The following is a 16,027-nucleotide window of genomic DNA, read 5'->3' as shown; positions in this document are numbered from 1 at the left end:
TCTGAAAGGGCAATTCCATGGCCACCCCTCCCGCGCGAATTGAACTCGCTGACACCTACCCCAATCCGTCGAACGCAGTGTTTCGCACGGGCATCGGGAAGCTCTGGGACACACTCTTTTCGGCCGGTGGGCTGCTGGGTGCAACAGGCAACCCTGTGGACGCGCGTGCAGCCCTTGGTGTCGGTCCGCTCGGTCAGTGCCAGCTCACGAAGTCGGGCGCGAACATCCTGCTGTCTCGCTTCAATGGCCGGTATCTCACGATCAACAACGAAGCATGCGTGATTCCCGCGGCCGGCGTGACCCTGGCGCCGACTGGGCTGGTCGCATCGACCCGCTACTACATCTACGCCTACATGGTCGGCACGGCGATGACGCTGGAAGCAGTGACGACCGCTCCGGTGCTCGACGCAACCACCGGCGTGAAGATCAAGACGGGCGCTGCGACGCGAACGCTGGTAGGGATGGTTTTCCCAGGCGCCGGGCCTGCATTCATCGATGCCCCTTCGCAGCGCTTCGTGATCTCGTGGTTCAACCAGCGCTCGCGGTCCATGTCGAACGCGGTCGTTGCCCCGACGAACAAGACCAACACGGTGTTTGCAGAGGTCGATGCTACGAAGCGCATCGAGTTCCTGACCTGGGGTGACTCGGTTGATTGCAAGGCCGTGTTCACGCTTCTCAACACGGGCGCGAACAACTGCGCGGCTGCAATCGGGTTCGACGGCGTCGCGGCAGAAGACGGCGGCGGGTTCGCCGATGGGGGCAGCAACGTCTCCTACACAACGATCACGGCGTCCGCAGCCAAGGAACTGACCGAGGGCTATCACTACGCCACGATGCTCCAGCGACAGCTTGCCGGCACGACGACGTGGCACGGCGGTGCGGTCGTCGGCGAGCGCTGCGCAATCACCGGCTCGGTGATGGGGTGAGCTGATGCCTGAACCAACCACTACAGCCGGCGTGATCGTCGGCGCCATCTCGATGATGACCCTCGCCCTGCTGGGCGTGGACTACTACTCCCTGCTGTGGGCGCTGGTGGGGGCGCTGCTCGCGCTCTACCAGTCCGAGTCCATGGGCAAGGTGCGAACGGTGATCTTCATCCTGCTGTCCACCCTGATCGGCGCTGCGTGCGGCACCGGCGCGCTCGCCTTCGTCAGCAGCGAATCGCGCCCGCTGCTGATCATCGCGAGCCTGGTGTCTGGCTACGGCGCGCAGATCGTCGTGACCGCGCTGCTCAACGCAGGGGTCAAGCGCATCGAGAAGCTGGGAGGTGAATGATGGAAACGATCCTTCGCGTCGTCGGCCTGTCTGGCTGTCTGCTGGTGCTGGCCGGCTGCATCTGCCGCATTGGCCTGATGAAGAGCAAGCGCAATCGCTTCATCTGGTGGCTGGTCTACGCCCTCATGGCGGTCTATGCGGGCGGCGTGCTGCTCGACCTGGTCATGGATCGGCGCGTCGACTGGTACGAGATCGCCGGCATCGGCGGGATCGTGCTGCACCTGGAAGTGACGCGGCGTGCGTGGCGCAACGGGGCGCCCCCTGAAACCCGCACAGACCATTCACCCCTCGGAGGCAAATGATGGACGCAAAAACCCTCGCGCGCTGCACGGGCGCGCGGATCGACCGTGCCCAGCGTTTCGCTGAACCGCTCTCGGCCGCAATGGCGGAGTTCGGCATCGACACGGCGGGGCGCCAAGCGGCATTCCTCGCGAATGTCGGCCACGAGTCGGGCGGCCTGCACTGGGTCGTGGAGCTGTGGGGCCCGACCATCGCCCAGCAGCGCTATGAGGGCCGGCGCGACATCGGCAATACGCAGCCGGGCGATGGCTTCCGATTCCGTGGCCGCGGCCTGCTGCAGACCACGGGTCGGGCGAACTACGCCGCGCTGAGCAAGGCGCTCGGCGTGGACTACGTCGCCGACCCAGACCGCCTGGCGCTGCCCATCGACGCAGCGCGCAGCGCGGGGTACTTCTGGCAGTCGAAGGGCCTGAGCGCATTCGCCGATGCGGGCGACTTCCTGACGGTGGTGAAGCGCATCAACGGCGGCTTCAACGGCCTGAGCGAGAGGCAGATGCTCTGGGCTGATGCCAAGGCAGCACTGGGGCTCAAATGATCGGGCTTCCCGACCTCAAGACCCCGCTGCTCTGGGTGCTCGGCCTGGGGCTCGTGGCCGCGCTGGCCACGGCCGGCATCGAGCGCACGCGCGCGGCCGTCGCTCGTGCTGACCTTGCAAGTGAAAAGCGTGACCGCGCGGAGGAAGTCTCTGCACGCAACCGGGTGGCGCTGGCCGATGCGCTACGCTACTCCGAAAAGATGGCTGTGCACGCAGCCGCACAACAGGGACTCACCCATGCACTTGCTCAAGAAACTGCTGCTCGTCTCGCTGCTGAGCGCAGCAATGGCCAGCTCGCTGCAGGGCTGCGCGACGCCTTCGCAGCCTTCGCCGCCCGTGATCGCGAAGAGGCCCCAGCCCACGCCGCTGGCCCGAGAGATCGAGGAGATCGACCCGGCGCCGTCGACGGCCTTTTTGGCGAAGCAGGAGAGCTACTTGCTCGATCTGCAGACCTTCAGGAGGAAGCTCGCAGCATCGTCGCACGGCGAGACAGCGAAGTGAAGGCATTGAAGGCGCAGGTGGAGGCCGACCGGGCGCTTTGCGCGCCGTAGGAGTCGAGCGCGGGCCGTCTCCAACCGCCTTGGCGACCTGCGGCACGCTGAGTCGCCGCCCGATGTATGAACTATCTTCGGATTGACGAATGGGCGGGCCTCGCGCAATCTCCGACGAGGGGAGCTTCCGAGGAGATGGGGGTTGAGATGATGATTCGCATTCGTTTGCGGCGCGCGCGCGTTGTTCTTCAAGGCGAAACAATGGTCATGCTCGTCACGTATGGCTCCGTCGGTTTATGGGTGCTCCTCTGGTTTGGTGACTAGCGAGACAACGAAGTGCAGCTTCTGCTCGGCACCGTGAAAAATGACAGGGCGCTGTTGGCTCAATAGCCGCCAACAACGACTTGACTTCCGTCAGCGCGTACTCGAGGCCGGCTCTGTTTTCAGGGTGCTGACAGTTCAATGCTCGCGGTGTGTCATTGAATCTTGTTGCGTATCGAGCCCGTCAGGCCATTGGGCGTCAGATTACGGTCCAGGCATTTCATGCTTTCCCCCGGATCAAAGCTGTTCACACAACGCATGTTCGATGAGGTCTTGTAGCAAGGCCGCCTATCGTCACACGCCTTATCGAAACCGGTGAGTGCCTGCTGCATGCTTTTAACTGGGCGGGTCGTGTACTGGGACATATAGGTCTCTGCAGCGTAGGAGCCAAATCGTCCGAACTCGGAATTGCCCATCTGATAGATTGCTGGATTCCAGGAGGTGCTGCCGCTCAGCACCAGCACGATGTCAACTTGAGATTGCCCACAGTCCTGGCCTTGGGGGGATCGCTGCCGACAAGCGATGTAAGCCCCTTCGATGGCTGCAGCCGGGGTGTTGGCGCAGGCGCCGCCCCACCAAGCGCTGTGTATTTGGACCACGGCGCCCCATGCCGGACCGATGCACTCGCGGCCGGCGAGGAGTTTGTAGCTACCAGCGGTCATAGAGCGGTCCTTCGCCCGAGCAGCTTGTACCCGCGCCACCGCCTCTTGTCCGCTAAGGGCAGAAACCATGATTGGCGCATACTCTTCTTGTCCGGTTCCGGTTTCAACAACGAAATAGACGTTGCCGGGTTCCATGTCGGACGGCCAGATAGGGCGCGCGCCGCTACTGGCATTTGTCGCAGGGCTCCCGGCCTTGAGGCGGTTTCTGCTGTTATCCGGGGGCACGGAATTGGCCCCGCTCGCCTGAACCGTTGGGCGTTCAAGAGCATTCAAAGGGTCGCAGTTTCTGCCTCTGGCTCGCTTGCACTCTGCTGAAAGTTGGCGATACGAGTCTAGAAATTCTTTCTTGTGGGCCTCGGTGGCTTTTCCGCAGCCTCGGTTGGCGTATGCGTACAACTTCGCCGCACGCTCGGTGTTTACCTCCAGGGTATTCGGAAGGCTGTTCATTCCTTCCAAATCTTTCGCCATGACTTCGCAGCCGTGAGGCGACGCAATGGAAGTGTCACTTGAGGGGGATGCGTGACCCGGTGAGCCGACCCAAAGCAAGACTGCGAGCGCAAAGAGGTGATTGACCCTCATCCTTATCTCCTCCAACTAGGAATGGCCAAATCTAGTGGAAGGTCTTGTAGACCCAATACCCCATTTGTGGGAGCCCACGGAACCCGGTTGCCACAGTGCCTGAGTCAAGAAAAAGCCCGCACGAAGGCGGGCAAGGCGATCCCCGGAGGAGGGAGGATAGAGATGGGAATCGCGATGTAAGTCTAACGCCTTAATCTACACGCTACGTCAAGCCGGGGTCTGGCGTTCGCGATGCGGTGCTGGGAGGCGTCACGGCGGCCACGCGCAAACGCTCGCCGGGCGCGAGCCACGGGGACGGCCGTGGGCGCAGGCGTCAAGAACCTGGCACCCGAGTACCTGCAGCGCGCCCGGGTCGATGGTGCGGCGAGCGCTGATACCTGGTACATCGTGCAGGTCAGGAGCCTGGCGATGCTGCAACTTCAAAGCTCGCGTTAGCGCCCCCGACCCGGGCCGAATGCGACGCGGGCAGCCTGGGCGGGCGCATCAGCCTCACCCGGGACCAAAAGCTCGGACTTCCGCCCCCAACGATCCGTAAAGCCAATCGCGGTGGTACAGCAGACCACCACCGTTGCCCTTGCTCATCTTGAGTGCGGAGAGCCGATTCCCTGCGGCCGGATCGAGAAGGACAATGCCCTCTTCCTGCGAGAGCACAGCCACGGCGTTCCCGGTCATGGTCGGCCGTCCACGAATGCTGCCTTCGAAAGCAGCGGACCACACGCTCTGGAGCGAGTGCTTGGCCTTGAAGAAAGATCGTTCGCTCTGCAACGAAGCGCAACCAGCGCGTCCGGAATCTGTGCCGAAGTAGATGCGATTGCCCACGCTCAGCATCTGACCATCGATCGCCTCCTGATCCTCAAGGTCCAACCGTGCCAGCAGATCGCCCGACTGCAATGAATAGGTTCGCAGAGATCCCCTCGCACCGATGAGGACGGCCTGGTCTTGCACAATCGGCTGAAACAGCCACTCTGCGCTGTCGGCGGCCCAGAGCGAACGGCCGCTTGACGTCTCCACGCAATGCAGGCGAACCCCTGCGCCCTCTGCGAGCACCGTGGCATGGACGAGGCGGCCGTTGTTCGTGGAAAGGCCATAGCTGTGCCCATGGTTCTCGAAAGCCCAGGCGATCGAGCCCGTGCGCAGATCGAGGCACCACGTCTTCGACGCACCGCCACCCGTTTCCGCGACTGCGAGGCGATCGCCTGCGACGAGGCAGGGCTTGCCCATGTTGCGATCACCGCATCGGCAGTCCCAAAGTTTCTTTCCGTTGCTGTCGAAGGCGTGGACCGTTCCGGAGAAGCTGCTGACGTACACGGAGCCATCTTGTGCCAGCACAGGCTCATTGATCACATGGGGGATGGTGGTGCGCCAGCGCTCCTCACCGGTCATGCGCTCGAATGCAACGAGCGTGCTCTCGAAAAAATCCGCCTTGTCGTAGTGAAAGGCGACGAGCACCGTATCGGCAGAGGCGACAGGGGCTCTGGTGCCGATCTGGCGCTCTTTCGGCAACCGATATGACCAACTCAATTTCATGCGCACGTTCTCGCGAGTGCATTCAAGATGTCGCCTGCACGCTTGGCAGCGTCGCTCTGGGCGGTGCTCCAGTATGCCCGAGGTCCAAGTCTGCTGAGGAGTGAAGATGGCTCACGACGAGCGACTTCTATCGTCGAGGCCGAGAGGCGCCCCTGCACTGGTTCGACCGTGGTCGGCGCATATGTGCTCTGTGCGCTGCACCGCCGAGTTTTGGCCTCTGGAGCCTAAAGACAGCATGCGCCAGTCTCGCGATGTGGCGGGGGTCATCGTTGAAGGCGATGGGGTAGACAACGCGGCAGACCATGGCGAGCCAGTCGCCGTCGAGCTTGCCATTGCACTGATCGCGAAGCTCTTCTCGAAATTCGTGCCACCATGCCTCCTGATCGGTCAGGGTGCGGCCGGCGATCACGATGGGGCTGGCGGGCTTCCACATGGGCGCATGCTACTGCCCTTGCCGTCGAAATGGGGTGTTCGGTGCGCGGCGATCCAGGGGGAAAACGCCTGACAAACGCGCGAGTCTCAGAGGGCGGCGGCTGCGTATTCCCTCGATTTTCGGGCCGTGAGTTTGTCAGGCGTTTGCCGGAAATCTGGTGCTGTGACAGTCGCTTGGCTGATTTCCAACACCCTCATGGGGTGCAAGGGGTCGAAGGTTCGAATCCTTTCACACCGACCAAAATTGACAGGGGTTAGCAGCGTAGTAGTTGCTAACCCCTTCGTCATTTCTGCTGCCCATGTACCTAGAGGTCCCCTCAATCGTGACGCTTCGACCTCGCCGAGAGGTCCGCACGACCGCCAGAGCGCGAAGACATTGCCCAAGGAAATGGACCGGCTACTGGGGCCAGGCTAAGGGCCCGGCGCTCGCTCGGCGAATCGGAGTGGCGCCAACTGAAACACACGTCAAGCCGCTGCTCACTTGAGCGGCGGCTTTTTCTTCATGCGTCCGGTGGTGGCGCGTTTCCGGATGCGCAAATCCTTCCGCGGCCGCCGAATGGGGCGCGCACGGGCTGCGCATCAATGCGCTGGAGCTGTCGCACGGCCTGGCGCCACAAGCCTGCCTGCCGCTGCTCGACTACGTGGCCGGCCCGCGCGCGCAGTTTCTGACCGGGCAGGTGCTGAGGCTCGGCGCCGGGCATTGAGTTCCTGCGGCGGGCGCGTCGCCGTCTGCTGCAGGCCTTTGTGACCCTGTGACTCGGCTTTCCCGGTGTCGGCCCGCCAACCGCTCGACCGCCGGTGTGTACGCCGCGTGCGAATGGCCGCAAGAGCTTCAGGCCTTCAGGGCTTCGCTCGCCGCAGCGCGAATCCGGTCCGCCGATTGCCGCGCGCGCCGCATGATGCCGCGCGTGTCGTAGGCCAGCAGCCGGCCGTTGCGCTTCACAATCCGCCCGTCGACCATCACGGTGTCGACGTTGGCGGCGCTGCCACTTTGCACGATGGCGGTCTCGACGTTGCCGACCGGGCCCATGTTCAGGTCTTGGGTGCGCACCAGGATGATGTCGGCGCGCTTGCCTTCGGTGATCGAGCCGGTGACGTCGCCCAGCCCCATCGCGATGGCGCCGTTGAGGGTCGCCATCTCGATCGCCTCGGGCACGCCGATCGCCTTCGACTGCGCGCTGGGCGTGCCGGCCCACGGCACGCCCAGGTTCCAGGTGAAGCGCATCGCCTCGAACATGTCGGGCGGGGCGATGGAGGTCGCATCGCTCGACAACGAAATGGTCAAGCCCGCGCTGCGCATCGCGAAGAGCGCGGCGCGCGCATCGCCGGTGCTGCTGAGCCGCAACTCGGAGTGCGTGGCAAAGGACAGCGGCGTTTTCGTGCGTGCCATGGCCGTCAGGTCGGCCGTGCTGGCGGGCACGTAGTGCGCGAGCATGAAATCCGGGCCCAGGTAGCCGCGTCGTTCGTAGTCGACAGCGTCGACGTTGTTCGGTGCCTCCTGCGGTGCGTGAATCGCAACGGGCAAGCCGCTGGCCTTGGCGGCCTTCATCTCTTCGTGGAACACGGCGTCGGTGCTCTGCTGCGGCCCGCGCAGGTTCAGCCCCAGGTGCACCAGCCCGTCGAAAGGCGAACGCTCGCCGAACCATTCGCGCCGCACGCGCGCCAGGTCCTCGTAGCGGTTGAGTTCGTCGGCGGGCATCTTGTCGACGTGGCCGTAGGCGTAGCGGGCGCGCAGCAGCGCGTGCTGGTGCGCACGCAGCTCGGCATCGGCATGGGCCGGGGAGCGGGTGTTGTGCGACCAGTTGTGCACGGTGGTGGTGCCGCCGTTCGCCAGCTCGGCGCAGCCCAGCATCACGCTGTTGTAGAAATCGTCGGGCGTGTAGAGGGTCGAGGTCGCGTTCTTGGCGGGGTAGTACGAGAAGCCGCCGTCGCGCGCGGTGAAGCTGCGGCCGATGGCGCTCCACATGTGATAGTGCGAGTTGACGAAGCCCGGCATGACGATCATGTCGGTCGCATCGATGATCTCCGCGCCAGCCGGTGCGCTCAGGCCGCGCCCGATCTTCTCGATCACCCCGTTGCGGACCCATACGTCGGCGCGCGGCAGCACGCCTTTGGCGCGGTCGACCGTGATGACCGCACCGTTGCGGATCAGGTAATTGCCGCGTCGAAGGCCGGGCGATGCGGGCGCACGCGCTGTGCGGGCCGACACCGACGCCGAGCCGACGAGCGCCGGCGCACCGGTGGCGGCGACCATCAGGGCGCCGACAAAACGGGTGAAGTCTCTCTTGGTTGTTTTCATGGGTCGACCGAGTGATTGAAGTGACGGAAAGAAGAAAGAAACGAAAGCTCGTTCAATACGCCTTGAGAAGAAAGGCCGCCGTCATCGCCAGCCCCGTCAGCACGACGAAGCCGCGCACCACCTCGGGCTTCAGCCGCCGTGCCGCCATGCCGCCGGCATAGCCACCCACCGTGGCACCGAGGGCCATCCACAGCGCGTGCGTCCAGACGATCGCGCCGCTGGCCGCGTAGATGGCAACGGCGATCAGCGTCAGGATCGCGGAGACGAAGTTCTTGATGCCGTTCATGCGTCCCATGTCCGTGTGCCCCAGCGCACCGAGCACGGCGAGCAGCAGGATGCCGAGGCCGCCGTTGAAGTAGCCGCCATAGACGGCGACCGCGACGATGCCCAGGTCGGCGAGCCACCGGCCTCGTGGCTTGTGGTTGTCGGCCGTGGCGAGCCTGCGGCGCACCAGACCGGGCCCGATCGCGAAGAGCAGCGTCGCGGCCAGCAGAAGCCACGGCACGATGCGGGCAAAGGCATGGTTCGACGTCGACAGCAGCAGCGCCGCACCGGCCGCGCCGCCGAGTACCGACAGCACGCCCAACCGCAGGAGCGAAGGCGACATCGGCCCAGACAGTTCCTTGCGCAATGCCCAGGCGCCGGCCAGGTAGCCCGGCAGCAGTGCGGCGGTCCCGGTGGCGTTGGCCGACACCAGCGGCACGCCGACCATCGCCAGTGCCGGCAGCGTCAGGAAGCTGCCGCCGCCCGCCACGGCATTGAGCGCACCGGCCAGGGCCGCGGCGCCGCCGAGCAGCGCCCAGTCGAGCAGCATCACGGCTTGCGTGCCGGCAGCGACATGCGGTCGGTGTGCAGCAGCAGCGTGAGCCCCACGCCGACAGCCGCCAGCAGCGTGATCTGAACCAGCCCGGCCGTGCTCCAGCCGAAGCGCGAGGCGATGCCGCCGATGATGAAGCCCGCGACTGCACCCGCGCCGTACAGCGTGGTGACGAACACGCCCGTGGCGCGGCTCGTGAGCGAGGCATGCACCGCCTTGATGTGATACCCCGCCAGGTTCACGTACAGCACGCCGCTCACCACGAAGCCCCACGCGAAGGACAGCGCCGACTGCGCCACCATGTCGGTGGGGCCCGAGAACATCAGGAAGCCCAGCAGGCCGGTGCCCATGAAGCTCGCCGAGAGCACGAGCTTGGGATGGAAGCGGTCGCCGAGCCAGCCGCCGAAGATCGATGCGAACACACCGAAACCGAAGATGCTCATCACGCGGCCGGTGTCCGATGGCGTGTAGTGCAGGTGCTCGCGCAGGAAGGTCGGGTACATGCCCAGGTAGCCGTAGATGCAGAGCCCACCGATGACGCTCATGCCAATCAGCAGGGCTGTGTTGCGGTTCCACAGGGTGGTGGCGCCGCGCTGGTCGGTGCGCCCGCCGGTGGCCGCCACGTTCTCGGTCATGCGCTTGCTCACGGTGAGCGCGATGATCGCCATGGCCGCGAAGCCCGCGACGCCGAACACGATGAGCGGCAGGCGCCAATCGCGCTCGACGCCGATCAGGTGGCCGCCGAGCAGCGGCCCCAGGATCGCGCCGATGCCGAAAGAGAAGTTGATGGCGCCTACGGCGGTGGCCCGGTAGCGCGCGAAGTAGCTCGCGGCAATGGCGATCACCACCGTCAGTTGCATCGCTTCGCCGATGCCGGTGACGGCCCGGTAGACGATCATGTCGGCGAAGCCGTACGAGTAGGCCGCCAGCAGCGTGCCCAGCGAGAAGATCGCAATGCCGATCTGCAGCACCGTCTTGCGCGACAGCCGCGCCAGCAGGTAGCCCGTCGGGACGCCGGCCACGGCCATGCCCAGCGTGAAGATGGTGGACAGCAAACCGGTGTCTGCCAGGCTGAAGCCGAACTCCTTGCGCACGTCCGCGGCGATGAGTGGAAAGATCTGTCGGTCCATCGCGTTGAGCGCGTACGAGGCGAGCAGCACCAGGAACATGCCGATCTCCAGCGCGGTGATGGGCGCCTCGCGGCGCGCGCCACCGACCGCCGGTGAAATGACGGAGGTTGAGGAATGCACGTGTTGTCTCCTTCTCGCCGAGCGAGAAATCTGTTTGTTGTTCGTTCGTTGCACGGGATCGCCGGCGCTGTGCCGGCGAGGGTTCACGCAGCGGGGCTTGCCGCGCCGTACCAGTCGAGGATCTGCTCGCCGGTCAGGAAGGCCACGTCCTCATGCTGCTGGATGTGCGCCAGCGCTTCGCGAAAGTAGCGCAGGCGGTGCGGCGCGCCCATGATGTAGGGGTGCACCACCAGCGCCATGACGCGGGCCGAGTCTTTCGCGTCTGCGTAGAGCTGTTCGAACTGGTCGATGGCGCGGTCGCGGTACTCGCTGGCCTTGTGGTGCTGGATGAGCATCATTGCCACGTCGTTGCATTCCTGCGTGTAGGGCACGTTCACGATCGTGCCGCCGTCGCGTGTCTTCAGGCGTACCGGCTGATCGTCGAGCACCCAGTCGCACACGTACTCGTAGCCCTGCTCGGCCAGGATGTCGGGCGTGTGCCAGGTCTCGGTGAGCCCCGGGCCGAGCCAGCCGCGCGGGCGCTTGCCGGTGTAGGCGCGAATGGCCTCGGTGGTCTTGGCGATGTCCTCGACCTCGTCGGGGACCTTTTGCATGTTGCGCTGCCCGAAGCCGTGGCCGATGAACTCCCACTGGCGTTCCTTCGCCGCCTTGGCGATGGGCTCGTAGGCGCCGATGGCCGAACCGTTGATGGCGAGCGTGGCGTCGATGCCGAGTGCGTCGATCACTTCGAGCATGCGCCAGAAGCCGACGCGGTTGCCGTACTCGTGCCAGGCCCAGTTCGGGATGTCGGGCATCGGCGAACCGCCGGCCGGTGGTGTCAGCACGGTGCGGGGCATGGTCTCGTCGATGTTCCATTCCTCGACGTTGACGATCACCCAGACAGCCAGTCGTTTGCCGCCGGGCAACTTCAGTGCGGGGCGATCCGCGATGGACGAGTACGAGATGCGTTCGAGTGGTTTCATGGTGTCTCCGTGTGCTGTTGCGGGCTCAGACGATCTCGACCTGCAGGGGCGCGAGCCCGTCGATGCGGCCGGTGAGCTTGTCGCCGCGTTGTACCGGGCCGACCCCTTCAGGCGTCCCGGTGAAGATCAGGTCGCCGGGCAGCAGGCGGTATTGCTTGGACAACTCGCTGACGATCTCGTGGACGTTCCAGATCATCTTTTCGAGCACCGAGTCTTGCCGCACCGCGCCGTTGACCGAGAGGTGGAGTGTTCCCGAGCGGATGTGCCCGACCTTCGCCACCGGATGGATCGGGCCGCAGGGCGCCGAGTGGTCGAAAGACTTGCCCTGTTCCCACGGCAGGCCGCGCTTGTTGCATTCGCGCTGGCGGTCACGCCGGGTCATGTCCAGGCCCGCAGCGTAGCCAAAGACGTGATCCAGCGCGTCCTCGGGCGTCACGTTCGACGCATGAGTGCCGATGGCCACGACGAGTTCGAACTCGAACTGGAAGTCGTCCGTCAGCGTGGGGTAGGGCACGCGCCCGTCGGTCACCACCGAGTCGGACGGCTTCTGGAAGAAGAACGGCGGATCGCGCTCGTCGCCTTCCTTCATCTCCCGGATGTGGGCCAGGTAGTTGCGGCCCACGCAGTAGACGCGGCGGACGGGAAAACGCTGGTCGCTGTCCACGATGTCGATGGAGATGGGCTGGACTTGAAGGGCGTCGGTACGGGTATCGGTCGCGCGCTCGGCCGTCGGGTGGGGGGACATGGGTTTGTCTCTCTGGAAGGTTTGGAAAGGAGTGGCTAGAGTCTAGGAACGAGGCCTCCTCACCTCAACGCGCAGGCTTGCGCAAAGATATGCAATCCTTGCGATCTTGAGATCAGCTCTTCATGCCACCCACGCCTTCCCCCGACGAATTCGTGCCGCCGCCCCGCGCCGGTGCCGCGCGTGCCGCCATCAGCAACTACACGATGGCGGCGCGGGCACAGCGCGCCTATTTCGGCATTCATGACCAGAGCAACTGCCTGCCGAATCCGGTGCCTCATCGGCACGAGTACTTCCAGATCTACGTCAACACGCGGGGCGAGACCACGCACTACATCGGCGGCAACCAGCGCGCCATCGGCGCCGGCACGGTGAGCTTCGTGCTGCCCTTCCTGGTTCACTACATCCCGAACGCGGCCGACGGCGTGTTCCATGTGATCAATATCAGCAAGGACTACCTGCTGCCGTCGCTGGACCTCGACGTGTTCGAGTTGTCGGAGGTGCCGTTGTCACGCGCGCCCGAGCTCGCGCCTTTCCGGTTCCAGCATTGCCTGGATTTCCGCTTCGACGAAACCGAGACCCACCAGCTCCAAGCGCTGTGCGAACACATGGCACAGGAAGCGCAGCGGCCGCCGGGCGAAGACACCGCCAGCCATCTGCTGATTCGCAGCCATCTGCTTCACCTGATCGGCATGGTGTGGCGGCGCTACGGCGAGGAGTTTCGCAACTGCGAGGAGCAGGGGATGGCCCTGCAGTCGTACCGGCCGGCGGTGCTGCGCTGCATCCGCTACATCAGCCGCAACCTCGCGCAGGAGCTGACGTTGGGCGACGCGGCGCATGCGAGCCATGTGTCGCCCACGCATCTGGCCCACCTGCTGAAGAGCGAAACGGGCAAGACCTTCCTGGAGCTGGTGACCGAACGCCGGATCGAGCGCGCCAAGACGCTGCTGGTCTTTACCGGCGCCTCTGCGGCGGAGATCGGCGAAAGCACCGGTTTCGGAGAGCCGACGCAGTTCGCGCGCCGTTTCGGGCAGATCGTTGGGGCGACGCCTTCCGCGTACCGGCGGCAATTTCAGCGAGGAGGGAATCGGACGTGGGACTGACGGCGCGATGCTCCCAGTAAGCAATCAGGCTCTCGAGCTTGACGTCGGTGGCTGCAAGTCCGACGTTGGCATTCGTTGCATGGCAGTCCTTCGCGTACGGTCGCTCCAGACTGGTTGCAGCCGCTCAGATCTTGAGCCCAAATGACTGCCTGCCTCGGAAGCAGTCATTCGTTGACTGCCAGCGACCGTGCGCTTCAGACTTTGGTCTGCTCTGAAATTTCCAATGCGTCGTCGACCTCAAGGCCGAGATATCGCACGGCGGACTCGAGCGCCGCGCGCAGATTCTTCGTGCACCGATAGATCCGCGCGGCCTTGGTGCGTCGCATCGGATGGGTCCCGTGGTCGACACGATGAAGCCCCGGTTCAATTCGCTTCTACGGCAGTCGTCCGACAGGCAATCCTTAGGCGAACTTAATGATCAAGCGATGGAATATGCATTGTGGACCGGCATGACCATCTCTAACCTTGGGCGACATCCTCCACCGCCCAAAGCTTCGACATGTCTTTTGACGAACCGGCCATTCACGACTTTCACGCCCGAACCTATCCGCTGAGAATTTACTCGGGGACGGATGCGCTGATCGAACTCCCCCGGGAACTCCAGCGCGCCGGCGCCTCCCGTGCGCTGATCCTGTGCGGGCGCAGCGTCCGTGAGCGCACCGGGCTCACGCAAGTGATCGAGACCTTGGCGGGTGGCCGCATCGTCGGCATCTTCTCGGGCATCTCTGAAGGCGCGCCTGCGGAGTGCCTCGAGGAGGCTGCTGCGAAGGCGCGCGAGGTGCGGGCCGACGCGCTCATTGCTGTCGGTGCAGGCAGCGTGATCAAGGGCGTGCGCATCGTTGCCATGTTGCTCGGGGAGAACCGTTCCCTGCTGGAAATGGCAACGGTCCATCGCGATGACGAGCCGCCGGTGAGCCAGCGTCTGAATGCGCCGAAGATGCCGATCTTCAATGTGCTGACTTCGCCAACCTCGGCACAAAATCGTGGCGGTTCGGCTGCGCGCTATCGCGGTTCCGCGCATCACCTGGAATTTTTCGATCCCAAGACCCGGCCACGCGCGGTGTTCTGGGACACGAGGGCGCTGGCCACTGCGCCGGCGGCGCTCGCGCGCTCCACGAGCTTCGAGGTCTACTGGTGGGCCTTGATGTGCATGGGGGCCGTGCGCACAGCCAACCCGCTGGTCCAGGCCAGTCGACGGCACGCGTGGGAACTGGCACGACACGCCTATCCGAAGCTGGGCGAAGCGGACGATGCGGCTGCCCGGATCGACCTGTGCGCCGCTGCGTTGCTGCAAAACCGCGACGAGGAAGATGGCGGGCGGCCCTGGTCATGCCAGCTGCTGGCGCGCGCGGCCTACGCGTGCGCCGTCGGCGTCTTCAACCACTACGAAGGGGTGACGCAATCGCGCGGCTATGCGGCCTTTGCACCGGCCATGATCCGTGAACTGGGCGCGGCAGTGCCCGAGGTGGCGCACGCGATGGGCGAGGCACTGGGCATGGAACTGCCATCGAGCGGCAACGGCACCGAGACGGCCGCGCAGGTCGCGGCGCAAGTGGCACGCAACTTCCAGGCGCAAGGGTGGCGGACTGACTTGCACGATTGTGGAATCCCCGCCGCCGATGCGCCCCGGCTGCTCGCGCTCGCACTGCGCAACTTCAACGCCAATCACGACCGGCTGCTGGATCGCCATCGCGAGGCGATGCTCGCCGCCATCACCAGGACGATCGCTCCCTAGCGCTCAGGTGGTGCTGTTTCGCACCTCCTGCCGGATCCATTGAAGAAAGGATCCGAAGGCCGGTGTTGCCGCGCGCGCGGTGGACCACACGAGGTAGTAGCCGTTGTCGCTGCGCGCGACCAGGTCGAAGGGGGCGACGAGTGTGCCGACCTTGAGCAACTCCACAGCGTAGGCGCGCTGGACGATGGCGACGCCTAGCCCATCGACAGCCCCCTGGATCGCGAGCGAGGAGTTCTCGAACGACAAGCGGCGCTTGGGCTTGAGCTTCGCCAACCCGGCGTGGTCGAGCCAGCGTGGCCAGTCGTCCATGCGACGCACGGAATGCAGGAGCGTCGCCTTCGACAGGTCGGCGGGTGTCGCGAGCGGGCATGTGTCGCGCAGGAATGCGGGGCTGCACACGGGTTGGAAGGCGTCGTCGAACAACCTCAGACCGTTGAGGCCTGGAGGTATATCGGTTCCCATGAAAGAGGCCATGTCCACGTCTTCGGCTTCGAAGCGGATTTCGCGGAAGCTCGTCATGAGCTGGATGTCCAGCTCGGGATGCGCCCCGTGGAAACGGGACAGGCGGGGCACCAGCCACTTCTCTGCGAGTGTGGGCAGCAGGCACAGCTTGAGCGTGTCGTGACGCGGTCCGCGTGCGATGGCGTTCAGCGTCAGTTCGATCGTCTGAAATGCCTGCGTGAGCGCGGGCCGCAGCACCTGGCCCGCGTCCGTCAGTTCGACCGAGCGGCCCTTGCGCCGCAGCAGCGGCACGCCCACGACTTCCTCGAGCAGTTTGACTTGCTGGCTCACCGCGCCAGGTGTGACGCACAACTCCGCCGCAGCATTCGAGACGCTTTGATGGCGCGCCGTGGCTTCGAAGGCGCGCAGGCCGAGCAGAGGCAGGCGGCTACGGTTCATTTAATTTAGTACTTCTAAAAGGTGCCGAGGAAAAAACTGCCTTGTTTGAGGATGGGCAGCTACATAAACTGAAATCTAGCCAATCTAAAACGACGAG

Annotated in this window: 16 protein-coding genes and 1 pseudogene; 8 read left to right on the top strand and 9 right to left on the bottom strand. The window is 64.8% G+C overall.

Features of this window, described 5'->3' with window-relative positions; all coding sequences use genetic code 11:
* Positions 1-17: 17 nt before the first annotated feature.
* From FFI97_RS01415 to FFI97_RS01395, 5 genes are read left to right on the top strand one after another with little or no spacing between them, the layout of a single operon-like run.
* Positions 18-926 carry a hypothetical protein gene (locus tag FFI97_RS01415; RefSeq protein WP_139702290.1) on the top strand — a complete coding sequence of 303 codons (909 nt, stop codon included), beginning with the start codon at positions 18-20 and terminating at the stop codon, positions 924-926.
* 4 nt (positions 927-930) lie between these two features.
* Positions 931-1,275 carry a hypothetical protein gene (locus FFI97_RS01410; RefSeq protein WP_139702291.1) on the top strand — a complete coding sequence of 115 codons (345 nt, stop codon included), beginning with the start codon at positions 931-933 and terminating at the stop codon, positions 1,273-1,275.
* Positions 1,275-1,577 (top strand): hypothetical protein, encoded by a 303-nt coding sequence (locus FFI97_RS01405; protein WP_144004333.1) that lies wholly within the window; start codon positions 1,275-1,277, stop codon positions 1,575-1,577. Before FFI97_RS01410 ends, FFI97_RS01405 begins: the two co-directional genes overlap by 1 nt.
* Positions 1,577-2,110 (top strand): glycoside hydrolase family 19 protein, encoded by a 534-nt coding sequence (locus tag FFI97_RS01400; protein WP_221937656.1) that lies wholly within the window; start codon positions 1,577-1,579, stop codon positions 2,108-2,110. Before FFI97_RS01405 ends, FFI97_RS01400 begins: the two co-directional genes overlap by 1 nt.
* Positions 2,107-2,661 (top strand): hypothetical protein, encoded by a 555-nt coding sequence (locus tag FFI97_RS01395; protein WP_139702294.1) that lies wholly within the window; start codon positions 2,107-2,109, stop codon positions 2,659-2,661. The genes FFI97_RS01400 and FFI97_RS01395 overlap by 4 nt, the downstream gene beginning before the upstream one ends.
* A gap of 416 nt (positions 2,662-3,077) precedes the next feature.
* On the opposite strand, the gene FFI97_RS01390 is transcribed toward FFI97_RS01395, so the two are convergent.
* Both FFI97_RS01390 and FFI97_RS01385 read right to left on the bottom strand, forming a co-directional pair.
* Positions 3,078-4,052, bottom strand: a complete 975-nt coding sequence (locus tag FFI97_RS01390; RefSeq protein ID WP_139702295.1) for a hypothetical protein — start codon at positions 4,050-4,052, stop codon at positions 3,078-3,080.
* Between the two features lie 600 nt (positions 4,053-4,652).
* Complete coding sequence (locus tag FFI97_RS01385; protein WP_139702296.1) at positions 4,653-5,690, bottom strand: PQQ-binding-like beta-propeller repeat protein; 1,038 nt, start codon at positions 5,688-5,690, stop codon at positions 4,653-4,655.
* Between the two features lie 235 nt (positions 5,691-5,925).
* Between FFI97_RS01385 and FFI97_RS01380 the strand changes: the two genes are divergently transcribed.
* On the top strand, positions 5,926-6,195 hold the full coding sequence (locus FFI97_RS01380; protein ID WP_139702297.1) for a hypothetical protein: 270 nt from the start codon (positions 5,926-5,928) through the stop codon (positions 6,193-6,195).
* A gap of 759 nt (positions 6,196-6,954) precedes the next feature.
* On the opposite strand, the gene FFI97_RS01370 is transcribed toward FFI97_RS01380, so the two are convergent.
* From FFI97_RS01370 to FFI97_RS01350, 5 genes are all read right to left on the bottom strand, one after another.
* Positions 6,955-8,421: an amidohydrolase family protein gene (locus tag FFI97_RS01370; protein ID WP_139702298.1), complete on the bottom strand. Its 1,467-nt coding sequence runs from the start codon at positions 8,419-8,421 to the stop codon at positions 6,955-6,957.
* Positions 8,422-8,473: 52 nt separating this feature from the next.
* On the bottom strand, positions 8,474-9,232 hold the full coding sequence (locus FFI97_RS01365) for a sulfite exporter TauE/SafE family protein (protein ID WP_185993627.1): 759 nt from the start codon (positions 9,230-9,232) through the stop codon (positions 8,474-8,476).
* Between the two features lie 2 nt (positions 9,233-9,234).
* Positions 9,235-10,488, bottom strand: a complete 1,254-nt coding sequence (locus tag FFI97_RS01360; protein ID WP_139702300.1) for an MFS transporter — start codon at positions 10,486-10,488, stop codon at positions 9,235-9,237.
* An 83-nt stretch (positions 10,489-10,571) separates the two neighbouring features.
* A complete protein-coding gene (locus FFI97_RS01355; protein ID WP_139702301.1) occupies positions 10,572-11,450 on the bottom strand; it encodes a polysaccharide deacetylase family protein in 879 nt (292 codons plus the stop codon).
* A 25-nt stretch (positions 11,451-11,475) separates the two neighbouring features.
* Entirely contained in the window at positions 11,476-12,195 is a 720-nt protein-coding gene (locus tag FFI97_RS01350) for a fumarylacetoacetate hydrolase family protein (RefSeq protein WP_139702302.1), read from the bottom strand.
* Positions 12,196-12,317: 122 nt separating this feature from the next.
* Here FFI97_RS01350 and FFI97_RS01345 point away from each other — a divergent pair, with 122 nt between their 5' ends.
* The gene (locus FFI97_RS01345) at positions 12,318-13,295 is read left to right on the top strand and encodes an AraC family transcriptional regulator (RefSeq protein WP_260684879.1); all 978 of its coding nucleotides are present in this window, start codon (positions 12,318-12,320) and stop codon (positions 13,293-13,295) included.
* 194 nt (positions 13,296-13,489) lie between these two features.
* Here the strand turns inward: FFI97_RS01345 and FFI97_RS01340 are convergent.
* Positions 13,490-13,660, bottom strand: a pseudogene (locus FFI97_RS01340) (integrase); the annotation flags it as partial.
* A 134-nt stretch (positions 13,661-13,794) separates the two neighbouring features.
* Between FFI97_RS01340 and FFI97_RS01335 the strand changes: the two are divergent.
* On the top strand, positions 13,795-15,030 hold the full coding sequence (locus FFI97_RS01335; RefSeq protein WP_139702303.1) for an iron-containing alcohol dehydrogenase: 1,236 nt from the start codon (positions 13,795-13,797) through the stop codon (positions 15,028-15,030).
* 3 nt (positions 15,031-15,033) lie between these two features.
* Here FFI97_RS01335 and gcvA read toward each other — a convergent pair whose 3' ends face one another.
* Complete coding sequence (gene gcvA, locus FFI97_RS01330; RefSeq protein ID WP_139702304.1) at positions 15,034-15,930, bottom strand: transcriptional regulator GcvA; 897 nt, start codon at positions 15,928-15,930, stop codon at positions 15,034-15,036.
* Positions 15,931-16,027: the final 97 nt, after the last annotated feature.

Origin of the sequence: Variovorax sp. KBS0712 (assembly GCF_006323185.2) — a bacterium.
GTDB lineage: Bacteria > Pseudomonadota > Gammaproteobacteria > Burkholderiales > Burkholderiaceae_C > Variovorax > Variovorax boronicumulans.
The sequence above is the reverse complement of the archived record's forward strand: the minus strand, read 5'-3'. Positions and strand labels throughout refer to the sequence as shown.

Bases quoted from the DNA above. Each gene is read 5' to 3' on its own strand.
- FFI97_RS01400 (WP_221937656.1), top strand. From the start codon at position 1,577: ATGGACGCAAAAACCCTCGCGCGCTGCACGGGCGCGCGGATCGACCGT.
- FFI97_RS01410 (WP_139702291.1), top strand. From the start codon at position 931: ATGCCTGAACCAACCACTACAGCCGGCGTGATCGTCGGCGCCATCTCG.
- FFI97_RS01380 (WP_139702297.1), top strand. From the start codon at position 5,926: ATGCGCCAGTCTCGCGATGTGGCGGGGGTCATCGTTGAAGGCGATGGG.
- FFI97_RS01405 (WP_144004333.1), top strand. From the start codon at position 1,275: ATGGAAACGATCCTTCGCGTCGTCGGCCTGTCTGGCTGTCTGCTGGTG.
- FFI97_RS01335 (WP_139702303.1), top strand. From the start codon at position 13,795: ATGTCTTTTGACGAACCGGCCATTCACGACTTTCACGCCCGAACCTAT.
- FFI97_RS01345 (WP_260684879.1), top strand. From the start codon at position 12,318: ATGCCACCCACGCCTTCCCCCGACGAATTCGTGCCGCCGCCCCGCGCC.
- gcvA (WP_139702304.1), bottom strand. From the start codon at position 15,930: ATGAACCGTAGCCGCCTGCCTCTGCTCGGCCTGCGCGCCTTCGAAGCC.
- FFI97_RS01390 (WP_139702295.1), bottom strand. From the start codon at position 4,052: ATGGCGAAAGATTTGGAAGGAATGAACAGCCTTCCGAATACCCTGGAG.
- FFI97_RS01355 (WP_139702301.1), bottom strand. From the start codon at position 11,450: ATGAAACCACTCGAACGCATCTCGTACTCGTCCATCGCGGATCGCCCC.
- FFI97_RS01415 (WP_139702290.1), top strand. From the start codon at position 18: ATGGCCACCCCTCCCGCGCGAATTGAACTCGCTGACACCTACCCCAAT.
- FFI97_RS01385 (WP_139702296.1), bottom strand. From the start codon at position 5,690: ATGAAATTGAGTTGGTCATATCGGTTGCCGAAAGAGCGCCAGATCGGC.
- FFI97_RS01370 (WP_139702298.1), bottom strand. From the start codon at position 8,421: ATGAAAACAACCAAGAGAGACTTCACCCGTTTTGTCGGCGCCCTGATG.
- FFI97_RS01350 (WP_139702302.1), bottom strand. From the start codon at position 12,195: ATGTCCCCCCACCCGACGGCCGAGCGCGCGACCGATACCCGTACCGAC.
- FFI97_RS01395 (WP_139702294.1), top strand. From the start codon at position 2,107: ATGATCGGGCTTCCCGACCTCAAGACCCCGCTGCTCTGGGTGCTCGGC.